The organism is Psychroserpens luteolus, from assembly GCF_021032705.1.
Classification (GTDB): Bacteria; Bacteroidota; Bacteroidia; order Flavobacteriales; family Flavobacteriaceae; genus Psychroserpens; species Psychroserpens luteolus.
This window is the reverse complement of the sequence record NZ_JAHVXI010000001.1, coordinates 36,211-48,262: the sequence shown is the minus strand read 5'-3', so window position 1 is coordinate 48,262 and position 12,052 is coordinate 36,211. Positions and strand designations below refer to the sequence as shown.

12 protein-coding genes are annotated in these 12,052 nt (G+C 33.7%); 6 read left to right on the top strand and 6 right to left on the bottom strand.

Going from position 1 to position 12,052, the window contains the following annotated elements:
• Nucleotides 1-18: 18 nt before the first annotated feature.
• The 4 genes from trkA (at nucleotide 19) to KWG70_RS00170 (ending at nucleotide 3,730) form a co-directional block, all read left to right on the top strand.
• Complete coding sequence (gene trkA / locus KWG70_RS00185; protein WP_230933968.1) at nucleotides 19-1,365, top strand: Trk system potassium transporter TrkA; 1,347 nt, start codon at nucleotides 19-21, stop codon at nucleotides 1,363-1,365.
• A 22-nt stretch (nucleotides 1,366-1,387) separates the two neighbouring features.
• Nucleotides 1,388-2,881: a TrkH family potassium uptake protein gene (locus KWG70_RS00180; RefSeq protein WP_230933967.1), complete on the top strand. Its 1,494-nt coding sequence runs from the start codon at nucleotides 1,388-1,390 to the stop codon at nucleotides 2,879-2,881.
• 161 nt (nucleotides 2,882-3,042) lie between these two features.
• Complete coding sequence (locus KWG70_RS00175; RefSeq protein ID WP_230933966.1) at nucleotides 3,043-3,297, top strand: hypothetical protein; 255 nt, start codon at nucleotides 3,043-3,045, stop codon at nucleotides 3,295-3,297.
• 169 nt (nucleotides 3,298-3,466) lie between these two features.
• Complete coding sequence (locus KWG70_RS00170; protein WP_230933965.1) at nucleotides 3,467-3,730, top strand: hypothetical protein; 264 nt, start codon at nucleotides 3,467-3,469, stop codon at nucleotides 3,728-3,730.
• 297 nt (nucleotides 3,731-4,027) lie between these two features.
• On the opposite strand, the gene KWG70_RS00165 is transcribed toward KWG70_RS00170, so the two are convergent.
• The gene (locus tag KWG70_RS00165; protein WP_230933964.1) at nucleotides 4,028-5,212 is read right to left on the bottom strand and encodes a pyridoxal phosphate-dependent aminotransferase; all 1,185 of its coding nucleotides are present in this window, start codon (nucleotides 5,210-5,212) and stop codon (nucleotides 4,028-4,030) included.
• Between the two features lie 15 nt (nucleotides 5,213-5,227).
• Nucleotides 5,228-6,325, bottom strand: a complete 1,098-nt coding sequence (locus KWG70_RS00160; RefSeq protein ID WP_230933963.1) for a fatty acid desaturase family protein — start codon at nucleotides 6,323-6,325, stop codon at nucleotides 5,228-5,230.
• A gap of 145 nt (nucleotides 6,326-6,470) precedes the next feature.
• Between KWG70_RS00160 and rsmG the strand changes: the two genes are divergently transcribed.
• Nucleotides 6,471-7,100 (top strand): 16S rRNA (guanine(527)-N(7))-methyltransferase RsmG, encoded by a 630-nt coding sequence (rsmG, locus tag KWG70_RS00155; RefSeq protein WP_230933962.1) that lies wholly within the window; start codon nucleotides 6,471-6,473, stop codon nucleotides 7,098-7,100.
• A gap of 53 nt (nucleotides 7,101-7,153) precedes the next feature.
• Here rsmG and KWG70_RS00150 read toward each other — a convergent pair whose 3' ends face one another.
• Both KWG70_RS00150 and KWG70_RS00145 read right to left on the bottom strand, forming a co-directional pair.
• Complete coding sequence (locus KWG70_RS00150) at nucleotides 7,154-8,830, bottom strand: DUF6029 family protein (RefSeq protein ID WP_230933961.1); 1,677 nt, start codon at nucleotides 8,828-8,830, stop codon at nucleotides 7,154-7,156.
• 25 nt (nucleotides 8,831-8,855) lie between these two features.
• Nucleotides 8,856-9,341, bottom strand: coding sequence for a TlpA family protein disulfide reductase (locus tag KWG70_RS00145; RefSeq protein ID WP_230933960.1), 486 nt, complete (start codon nucleotides 9,339-9,341; stop codon nucleotides 8,856-8,858).
• Between the two features lie 163 nt (nucleotides 9,342-9,504).
• Here KWG70_RS00145 and KWG70_RS00140 point away from each other — a divergent pair, with 163 nt between their 5' ends.
• The gene (locus KWG70_RS00140; RefSeq protein ID WP_230933959.1) at nucleotides 9,505-10,821 is read left to right on the top strand and encodes an Omp28-related outer membrane protein; all 1,317 of its coding nucleotides are present in this window, start codon (nucleotides 9,505-9,507) and stop codon (nucleotides 10,819-10,821) included.
• A gap of 76 nt (nucleotides 10,822-10,897) precedes the next feature.
• On the opposite strand, the gene rpsU is transcribed toward KWG70_RS00140, so the two are convergent.
• Nucleotides 10,898-11,092, bottom strand: coding sequence for a 30S ribosomal protein S21 (rpsU, locus tag KWG70_RS00135; RefSeq protein WP_230933958.1), 195 nt, complete (start codon nucleotides 11,090-11,092; stop codon nucleotides 10,898-10,900).
• Nucleotides 11,093-11,119: 27 nt separating this feature from the next.
• Nucleotides 11,120-11,983, bottom strand: a complete 864-nt coding sequence (locus KWG70_RS00130; protein ID WP_230933957.1) for a sigma-70 family RNA polymerase sigma factor — start codon at nucleotides 11,981-11,983, stop codon at nucleotides 11,120-11,122.
• Between the last annotated feature and the right edge of the window lie 69 nt (nucleotides 11,984-12,052).

Sequence of the window (12,052 nt, the reverse complement as noted above, 5' to 3'; positions counted from 1 at the left end):
TTTTGAATAAACATATCAATGAAAATAATTATTGCAGGTGCAGGAGAAGTTGGATTTCATTTGGCTAAGCTATTGTCGTATGAGTCTCAGGAGATTACTTTAATAGATACAAATAAAAATAGTTTGGCATATGCTAATGATCACCTAGATATTAGAGTGATTAAAGGTGATGTGACGTCTATTGCGATTTTAAATGAAGCTAGAATTAATACGTCTGAGCTATTTATTGCTGTAACCTCTTCTGAAACAACCAATATTACAGCATGTGTTCTTGCTAAAGAGTTAGGAGCAAAGCAAACGATAGCTAGAATTTCTAATTCTGAATTTTTAGATCAAACAGAAGTTGGGTTTACAAAGTTTGGAATAGACGAGTTGATCTCACCAGAAACGTTAGCCGCTGCCGAAATAGAACTACTACTTAATCAATATGGCTTTAATGATACTTACGAGTTTGAAGATGGCAAACTAACGATGTTGAGTTTACGTTTGTCACGAACTGCAAGTTTTGTAGGTAAAACCGTTAGAGAAGCTGCACAAGTTTTTCCAGAATTGCATTTTGTACCTATTGCTATTCAGCGTTTTGGAACGCAATATACCATCATACCACGAGGCGATACAGAATTTAAAGAAGGCGATAAAGTTGTTTTTATGACCTCTAAAGGAGGAGATGAAGAATTGTTTGAACTTTCAGGAAAAGTAAAAACAGAACTTAAAAACATCATGATATTAGGTGGTAGTAAAATTGGGTACAAAACGGCTAGAGATCTTTGTGAAAGTAAATTTAAGGTAAAATTAATCGAAAGCGATAAAGAAGTTGCTTTTGAATGTGCCGATGACTTACCCAATGCACTTGTTATTAATGGCGATGGAAGAAATGTTGAGCTCCTTGAAGAAGAGAACATTACAGAAATGGATGCATTTATTTCGGTGACAGGAAACTCTGAAACGAATATTATGTCTTGCTTAGTAGCCAAATCTAAAGGCGTGAAAAAAACGATCGCTTTAGTAGAGAACATGGATTATTACCAATTATCTCAGTCTATAGGTATTGATACCTTGATTAATAAAAAGCTTTTGGCAGCCAATAATATCTTTAGATATATTAGGCGAGGAGAAGTTTTAGCAATGACTAAATTGAGTAATATGAATGCCGAGCTATTAGAGTTTGAAGTGACTTCAAAATCTAAGATCACTCAAAAAGTTATTAAGGAATTAGATTTTCCTCGTTCGGCAATTATAGGAGGTGTCATTAGAAATGATATTGGGATTATTCCTTTAGGAGATTTTCAAATTGAAGTAGGAGATAAGGTTGTTGTATGTTGCTTACCTAGATCCATAACTAAGGTCGAAAGATTCTTTTTTTAATATCTATTCATAGTATAAGTCCATGAAACTCAACTATAAAATCATCTTTCATTTTTTCGGATTACTATGTCTCTTCAATGGTGGCTTTATGCTGTTGTCAACACTCATCAGTTTAATTTATAAAGATGGAGTTACTCTTGACCTGTTTGCTGCAGGAATTATAGTGTTGATACTTGGAGGAATCTCTATGTATCTCACCAAAAATCATAAAAAAGAGCTCAATAAAAGAGACGGTTATATCGTTGTTGCCTTTGGGTGGATTGTTATGGCATTAACAGGAACCTTGCCCTATTTAATTACAGGTTCTATACCGAGTTTTACCAATGCATTCTTTGAGACTATGTCTGGTTATACAACTACTGGAGCTAGTATTTTAAATGATATTGAGTCCATTCCAAAAGGTGTGTTGTTCTGGAGGAGTATGACGCATTGGATAGGTGGTATGGGAATTATTGTTCTTGCAATCGCTATCCTACCTTTATTAGGCATTGGAGGAATGCAGTTATTTGCTGCTGAAGCTCCTGGGCCAAATGCAGATAAACTGCATCCACGAATTACAGACACGGCCAAGCGATTATGGCTCATTTATTTTGGGTATACAGCCGCAGAAACAATTTTACTTCAAGTCGCTGGAATGTCATTTTTTGATGCCATAAACCACTCATTGTCTACCTTATCTACAGGTGGGTTTTCGACAAAGAATTCTAGTATAGCTCATTGGAATGGTCAGCCAATCATTCAATATATTATCATGGCATTTATGTTTTTGGCAGGAACAAATTTTATCTTAAGTTATTTTGCATTTAAAGGGCGTGTTCAAAAAGTAATACGTGATGAAGAGTTTAAGCTTTACTTTAAATTTATTGCTTTGTTTACAATCATAGCTGCGTTTATTATTTATTTTAGAGCCGATTTTTCTATATCCTCAATAGAACACCCAATGGTTTTAGGTAAGGCCGAAGCTTCGATTAGACATGGACTATTTCAAGTTTTAGCTATTGTTACTACAACAGGGTTTATCACTGCAGATTATACATTGTGGACACCATTTCTTGTGGTTTTCTTTTTCGGGTTGATGTTTTTGGGTGGATCAGCTGGTAGTACGTCTGGTGGTGTGAAAGTGGTTCGTCATATGCTCATGATTAAAAATGGATTTTTAGAATTTAAACGTGCCCTTCATCCTAATGCAATCTTACCAGTTCGCTATAATAAAAAGTCCGTATCTGGTGATATTGTATTTAATATTCTGGGCTTTTTTATTCTTTATATGCTCTCTTTTATTATTGGCGCTTTGGTGTTTTCCATGTTTCAAATCGATTTTGAATCGGCCATCGGACTCTCAGCATCTAGTTTGGGAAATGTCGGACCTGCATTAGGTGATTTTGGACCAGTAAATAACTATTCTGAGTTGCCAAATTTGGGTAAATGGTGGTCGGCATTTTTAATGCTTATTGGACGTCTTGAACTGTTCACTGTTTTAATATTATTGACTCCTTTTTTCTGGCGAAATAGATAAATTTTACAAAAATTTTCAAAAATATTTTTTATTCGGAAATATTAATATTTATAGGTATTTCGGGAATTTTACATTGGTTTTAAAGGGGTTACGTACGAATATGTTTGTAACAAATATGAAAGATCTGCGTCTTATTGGTATAATCAATTAAATTAATCATCATGGAATTAGTATTAACATCAGAAAAATTAGAGCCTTCGCCCAAGCGTAGATTAAAGACAGAATTTGTTAGACCTGAAGGTTTATTAAATTCAAATTATAAGTCGGTTGTAAAATGTAATTTAAGCAACTCAAAATCAACTTCTATCTTTGGTATTAAGCAACGTGTAAAAAGCAGACAATATCAATTTACTTCAAGTATCGATACCCTTTTAAAACTGTCTGTTTTTGTAACAGTATTAGCTTTTATCTTATAAGCTACTGTCAATAGACCTTTTTAACTGGTACGATTGAGTTCTCTCTCAAAACTATCTTTTATATTATTAATTATACAATTTTGATATGTCGATTCATATCTAAAGGTATACTATACTTCAATTTTAACGGTTGAACTTCTGAACGTATTTCAGAAATAAAAAAGATATTATGAGCTCAATTGGAACCATGAATGCTGTTTTAAGAAACAACAGAAATCTATTAAGGAAAAAAAGAAGAAAACCTCTTAAAGATTTTGTCGGAGGTTACGAAACAGTGAGTACTTATAAAGTTTATGTTTTACCTGAGGTACCACCTCATGTATTAAGACGTATTAGAATTAAGACTAGAAAACAAAATAGACGTATCTTAATAAAGAAAACAACAGTGGGTTTTGTAACTTTAATTATACTTCTATATCTATTATACTTTTAAGTTCTATATTAGGAATTTTAAATAGGATGATATGCCACTTGGAGAATCTATGATAAGCTCATTAAAGAGCAATAAAAGTATTAAACTTGATAAAACATCAAGGTTCAAAAAGACGCTTGGTGGTTATGAAAAAAATAAAAGACATGAATTCAATTTCCCAAAAGCCAGTCCTGAGCTATTGGAACAAATAAAACAAAAAGCGCAAAAGGATTATAAAAGAAAGCGATTAATTTCCGTTATCCTATTTATAATCCTTTTTAGTGTTTTAATTTATGCAACGTTTTATTTCAATATTATCTAGCTAACCGCTTCTTTAATTCGTCGTATTGCTTCAATAATTTGCTCTTGAGATGCCGCATAAGAAATTCGGATGCAATCTGGGTTTCCAAAGGCAATCCCAGTAACTGTAGCTACATTTGCATGTTCTAATAGAAATAAAGAAAAATCTGTAGCGTTTTCTATACGTTTTCCTTTTAATGTTGATCCAAAGAAGTGCGATATATCTGGAAATACATAAAAAGCACCTTCAGGAACATTGGTTTTAAAACCTTCTAGATCATTTAGTAAGCTCAAAATAAGTTCACGTCTTACCTTAAATTCGTCGATCATGTATTGAACGCGATCAGGCGATTCGTTAAGCGCAGTGATAACGGCACGTTGTGCGATGCAATTAGCGCCACTGGTCACTTGGCCTTGCATTTTGTTACAGGCTCTGGCTATGCTTTTTGGAGCACCAATATATCCAATTCGCCATCCTGTCATTGCAAAAGCTTTAGAGACACCATTTACAGTGACGGTTCTATCAAACATATCGTCAAATTGAGCCATACTTTCATGTCCACCAATAAAATTAATATGTTCATAGATTTCATCAGAAACTACAATAATATTAGGGTGTTTTTGCAACACATCAGCTATAGCTCTAAGTTCAGCTTTACTATATACAGAGCCACTAGGATTACATGGAGAACTGTACCAAATCATTTTCGTTTTTGGCGTGATTGCAGCTTCTAATTGCTGAGGTGTTAGCTTAAAATCGTTGTCTATTGATGTTTTAACTTCTACAGGAATACCTTCATTGAGTTTTACAATGTCACTATAACTTACCCAGTATGGGCAAGGTAAGATCACTTCGTCACCTTTGTTGAGTAAAACGGCCGCAATGTTAGCCAATGCCTGTTTTGCTCCAGTAGATACAACAATTTGTGAGGGCTTGTAATTGAGGTTATTATCTCTTTTAAATTTAGTGATAATAGCGTCTTTTAATTCTGCGTAGCCATCAACAGGCGTGTAAGAGTTGTAATTATCGTTCACAGCTTGAATTGCTGCTTCCTTTATAAAATCTGGTGTATTAAAATCTGGCTCACCCAGACTCAAACCAATAATATCTTTTCCTTCTGCTTTTAGTTCTCTCGCTTTAGCTGCCATAGCAAGTGTGGCAGATGTTGCCATATTGAGAACTCTATCTGAAAGTTGTGTCATTTAAAATATGTCGTTTTAGCTCATTGCTGGCTTCATTCCCATTTGTTTTAAGAATCTGAAATGGGCAACAATTGCTTTTCTGGTGGTTTCGTATTCTTTATATGGTAAATTAAATTCTTTAGCCGTTTCTCTAACTATTTTAGAAATCTTTCCGTAGTGAATATGACTTATATGCGGAAAAATATGATGTTCAACTTGATGATTGAGTCCACCAGTATACCAGTTGATAATCTTGCTTTTTGCACCAAAATTCACAGTAGTTTTCAATTGGTGGATGGCCCAAGTATTTTTCATAGTCCCATCTTCTTCAGGTAATAACATTTCAGCTTCGTCCATAACGTGTGCTAATTGAAATACGACACTTAGAATAAGACCTGCCACATAATGCATAATAAAGAAACCAAGTAAGATTTTCCACCAAGCAATATCTAAAACAAGCATTGGAACTACTATCCAAATAGACACATAGATGAGTTTTGAAATGACTAGCTTACTCCAATTTACTACGGGATTTGGTAATTTACCGTAAGATAATTTACGCTTCATGTAACGATACATTTGTTGAAAATCTGTAGTAATAGCCCAATTAATAGTTAATAAACCATAAAGTAAAACAGAATAATAATGCTGAAATTTATGATGTTTATGCCATTTTGCGTGCTTCGAGAAACGTAAGATGCGTCCAGCTTCAAGGTCTTCATCATGGCCATGGATATTGGTATATGTATGATGTAAAACATTATGCTGAACTTTCCAGTTATACACATTTCCAGCAAGAATATAAATACTACTTCCCATTAATCGATTAACCCATTCCTTATTTGAATAGGAACCATGATTACCATCATGCATCACATTCATGCCAACACCTGCCATACCAACGCCCATTACTACCGTAAGTAATAATTGTAGCCATCCAGGAATGTCAAGAGTTAATATTAAGAAATAAGGTAAAAGGAACATGGTAAACATTACTACTGTCTTTAACCAAATCTTCCAATTTCCAGTACGTTTTATATTATTCTCTTTAAAATAATTATTCACACGTTTATTGAGTGTTCTAAAGAATTTTGCTGAGTCTGTTCTTGAGAAAGAAAGTGCTTGCTTTGTCATTGAATTGCCATTTTTCAATTGTAACGTAAAAAAGTACGTTTTAATATTTAAGGAGCAAAGATATGTAATAAATGCTCCCATTTTACCAAATAAATGCTAAAAATATCCACATAAAAATGTATACTTTTGTGTAAATTTTAAATTAATGAAGCTTATACAAGAGTATTTCCCAGATTTGAGTGGCCATCAAATCCTTCAATTTCAACAATTAGAAGACCTCTATAAAGAGTGGAATTTAAAAATTAACGTTGTTTCTCGAAAAGATATTGATGAGTTGTATTTACGACATGTATTACATTCTCTTGCAATTGCAAAAGTATTACGCTTTCTTCCTGGTTCGGCTATTTTAGATGTTGGAACGGGAGGTGGTTTTCCGGGTATACCTTTAGCTATTTTACATCCAGAATCTCAATTTCATTTAGTGGATAGCATAGCTAAAAAATTAAAAGTAGTAGATGACGTTGCACAGTGTATAGGTCTTACAAACATAAGAACAACTCACAGTAGAGTGGAAGCTATTGATGAACAGTTTGATTTTATTGTAAGCAGAGCAGTAACAGCGATGCCAGCTTTCGTGAAATGGGTTAAAGGGAAGATAGCAAAAGAACAACGTCATGATTTGAAAAATGGAATCTTGTATTTGAAAGGTGGTGACCTCTCAGAAGAGTTGGAACCCTATAAGACAGCAACTATATATAACTTAAGCGACTATTTTAAAGAAGCGTTTTTTGAGACGAAAAAAGTGGTGCATTTACCACTTAAATATCGCGGATAAAAAAAGCGCCATTAACCAAATGGCGCTTTTTTATTTATATAAATGACTTAGTCTTAAAAAGAAGTTGATAAACTTAATGAAAACCCTGTGTTTTCTGGTACAAATCGACAAATACCTCCAACACATACTAAGCCGCCACGTTGTCTTCCATAGCTAGCCATAACTCGCGTAGCACCTTTAGTGAAGCTTCCTCCAAATGTATAATAATGTATTTGGCGATCTTCATCTGGATTGCCATAGTTCCAAATATCGGTTGCAAAAACACTCAGTCTACTGCTAAAGTTATATTCTAATGTTCCGCCAGCCCAGTTTTTAGCTCTTTCACTTGTTTCATCATCTGAAAATAAATGTGATACTTCTGCTCGAACTGATTTCCCGTTACCTAATTTTCGAGTGACTTCACCTACTAATGCTGTGGCATTTACTTCACCAATTCTATCTTCTACAAAACGCGCATTGTAGAACGTGTTGACTATCGATACTATTGAAGACCATTTTGGAGACCATTTTTTCTTTATATCTAAACTAAATTCTTCAAAGTACTTTTCACCAAAACCAAAGAATTCAGTGTCTTCATAAGTTCTGTCGTTTATATTGAAATTGCCTTTTAAGCCAGACCATGTAGCGTAGTTAAATGCTAGTTTTGTTCCGTATTTGCCACCAAGGGTTGTTCCCTTTTTTATGTTGTAGAAGATATCAACTTGACCTCCAATTTCACCAGATTTAAATATAGGGTTAAAGGTTAATCGAGGTTGAGATTGATAAACAAAAATATTAGTTAACCCATAATCATGTTGCTTTGTTAATGCTGGAATGAAGTTGAGATAGTTTTGATTAAATACGTTTGCAGATTCATCTCTTTCAGAGAAAAAGGCCATGTTTTCCATACGTCTGAAGGTAGCATCAATACCTAAACCAGATTTAGCATATCCAAAGTTAAATAGCCACGCGCTACCGTCAAAATATCTGTCTTCAATAATATTACCTAATTCAGAATAAACATCCTCTCCTTTTTTAACATATTCAATAGATGAATAGAGGTTTCCTTCAGTAAAATCTATTCGTGCAGAAAAAGCATTTGTCAATGATTCAAAATTAGGATTAGAGATATCTAAATCTTCATCTCTGCCTACATAACTCAATCCTAGATCTAAACCTGTTGTTTCAAGTTTAAATAATGATGATAAACCAATTTCGGCATTAAATCCATAAATAGAACCATCGGAGACTTCAAAGCCATCACGCTGTCTACCATATAGCGCTGAAAATTCTAAAGCATTAGTTGGTCTATATTTTACGTTAGCACCTCTTATAGAGTTATTTATTCCTAACTGTCTGTCTTCCCATGAGCGCAGTATAAGTCCGCTCCCAAATTGCTCATAAAAATGCCCGAGAGTTGCTTCAAATTTTGAGGATTTATAACCTACTGCAAAGGTTCCAACATCGGTGCCTTTATATTTTGGATAAAAGTTTAATATCGCATTAGGTTCATAAGATTCAACTTGAATATGAGCAAACCAGTTTTTGTAGTCGTAATTTAATCTTAAGTAGTTATTAGATCTAAACGGGTCGTCTTCCTCAAAGTCTCCTGTTTTTGAGTCGTCGACATAATATTGGGAATTAGATTCTATTCCTCCGCTTAATTTTCCATAATCTTTTTTATCGTCTTCTTGTGAAAATACAATAAGAGGAGTGCATAGCAGAGCTGCTATTAGTTTGTAGCGATTCATTTAGTTGAGGGTGTTGATTAGTGATTTATTTAGAAAACTCTTTTATTTTTTCGTAAAGTTCATCTTCACTTCCAGGTGTATATCCTGAATGTCTATAGAGAATTTTATTGTTTTTAACCAATAATGTTAAAGGGATTGTTGGGGCATTTAATTTTCTTTTCAAGTCACTATTTGTATCCAAAAGGATATCAAACTCCCAGCCTTTTCCACTCACCAAAGGCTTAACGCGTTTCACAGTTCTGGAATCATCTACAGAAACAGCGTATAATTTCACATTGGTTTCTTCTACCCAATCATCATAAACGTCATTGATGGCATCTAATTCATTTTTACAAGGCACACACCATGTCGCCCATAAAGACACAACAACGAGTTGATCATTACTAGAAATGTCTTCAAGATTTATATTGGCTCCCTTGAGGGTTTCGATTTGCATTTTTGGTAATACATCTTGAGCAAGTGTAGTTGTAGAAATTGTTAAAGTAAGCAATAAGGTAATTAGGGTTCTCATCTTAAGATATTTAGATTTAATTTGGGCAAAGTTAATTTTTTTTAAAAAATACCATCATTAATATCTATTTTTTTACAAACTATGTGCCAATTTCATAAAAAATGATGAAATATATTTTTATATTCGCAAATCTTAAAATTTTAACATTTAACCACAAATTATTATGAAAATCAAAAATTTCACTAAAATTTTCCTTTTCGTGGCGGTGACTGCATTATTCTCGTGTAGTTCATCTAGTGACGGAAATGGAGATGGTAATGGTAATGGAAATGGAGGTCCCAATTCTATAACTGTTAATGCAAGTTCATTTTTTGTTGATTACGGTCAATCGGTAACGTTTACTGTATCTACTAACGAAGGTGATGACGTGACATCAGAATCTACTGTTTATGTTAATGGCAGTCCAATAACTGGTAATACTTACAGTGCTACTGAAACAGGATCGTATGCTGTTACAGCTAAGTACGAAGATTTAACAAGCTCGGCAATAACAGTTCAGTTTTTAGCAGTTGTAGAATCAATAGCTATGACAGTAAATAATACAGCACTCAATTTAGGAGACAGAATTGAATACACAGTTATGGCAACAGATACTCAAGGAAATGAAGTAAATGTAACTGATGTGGCTACTATTTATATTAACGATCAACAATCTGTAACAGGAGGTGTTTATATACCAGATACAACGGGAGATTATAATGCTTATGCAACTTATGAGACGTTTACTACAGAAACTCTAGCTGTAAGCGTTGCAGATAATGCTGTAACTCCTGCGAGTTATAATAGAAGAGCTTTAATAGAGGACTATACAGGTGATTGGTGTGGATATTGTACAAGAGTAGCAGTAGCTATTGAAATGGTTCAAGATGCAAGTGATGATGTGGTTGTAGTTGCAACACATTTGTTTAATGGCGACCCATATCAAAATCAATATGGTGTTGAAATGTCTAACTATTTAGGAATAACAGGTTTGCCTACAGCGTATGTAAATAGACAAGAAGAGTGGAATTTCCCTGAAACAAATAATGTTAATCAAGTAACAAGCAAGGCTGAAGGTACTGTAGGAAGTGGTTTAGCTATAAACTCTACAATTAAAGGAAACAATCTTTCATTTATGGTAAGTGTTGGATTTAGTGAAAATCTTAACGGATCAAAACTAGTTGTCTTTTTATTGGAAAATGGTTTAGTTTTAAGTCAGGCCAATTATTATCCAGAGTATTATGGTGGTCAAAACCCGATTCCTAATTTTGTACATGATCATGTATTACGTCACTCATTTACAAATGTATTAGGAGATGTTATTCCAGCAGGTGAAGCTGTAGCAAACAATACATATAGAACTAAGTTTGATTATACAGTTCCTACAGGAACAATTGGTAATCCAGGAAACTTGGAGATTGTAGCTATGCTAGTTAATTCTAGTAATGCGATTATAAATGTTAATAAGACGAGTGCAAGTGCTCATGCGGCATTTGATTAAATTCAAAATAATACCAACATAAAAAAAGCCTTTCCAATTTGGAAAGGCTTTTTTTATGTTTAAAGTGAAGTTGCTACTAAATATCTTCTTGATTTCTTAAATCTTGAATATAGCTAGCTTTTTGAATTTCACGTCTTCTTTTTACTGATGGCTTAGTGAAAAATTGATTTTCACGAATGTTTTGCATCGTTTTTACGTTACGGTGTTTCCTTTTGTAACGCTTTAAAGCACGTTCTATGCTTTCTCCTTCTTTTACTAAAATTTTAATCATTGTAATACTTGTGGTTATCTTTTAGGACTATCCTAAATACGTTTTTAATATTTTACTTTTAGAATCTTGGCGTAATCGTTTAATTCCTTTTTCTCTAATTTGTCTTACACGTTCTCTTGTTAAATCAAATGTTGCTCCAATTTCATCTAATGTCATTGGTGGTTCATTACTTAAACCAAAATTTAAGCGAATAACATCACTTTCTTTTTGTGATAGCGTGTCTAATGCTCTATTTATTTCAACATTAAGAGATTCTTTCATCAAATCTCTATCTGGATTTGGCGACTCACCAGATTTAACAACATCATATAAACTTGATGTTTCACCTTCTTTTAGAGGTGCATCCATTGATAAATGCCTTCCAGAGTTTTTCAAAGACTGCTTCACTTCAGTAACAGTCATATCTAATTCATGTGCTATTTCCTCAGCACTAGGAGGTCTTTCATGTGTTTGTTCCAAGAAAGAATAGGTCTTATTGATTTTATTTATTGAACCAATTTTGTTCAAAGGTAATCTAACTATTCGAGATTGTTCTGCTAAAGCTTGTAAAATTGCTTGTCGAATCCACCAAACTGCATAAGAAATAAATTTAAAGCCTCTAGTTTCATCAAAACGCTTAGCAGCTTTAACTAAACCGGCATTACCTTCATTAATTAAATCTGGGAGCGTAAGCCCTTGGTTTTGATATTGTTTTGCAACAGAAACTACGAAACGTAAGTTAGCTGTCGTGAGTTTGTCTAAAGCCAATTGATCACCTTCTCGGATTCGCTGAGCAAGCTCAACTTCTTCTTCAGCAGTAATCATAGGTAGCTTACTTATATCTTGTAGGTATTTGTCTAAGGATTTAGATTCACGGTTGGTAACTTGTTTAGTGATTTTTAATTGCCTCATGTATAAATGTGTATTTTAAAAAGTTTGCAAGAGTACAACATAACTTTTAAATTGACAAAAGCAAATAAT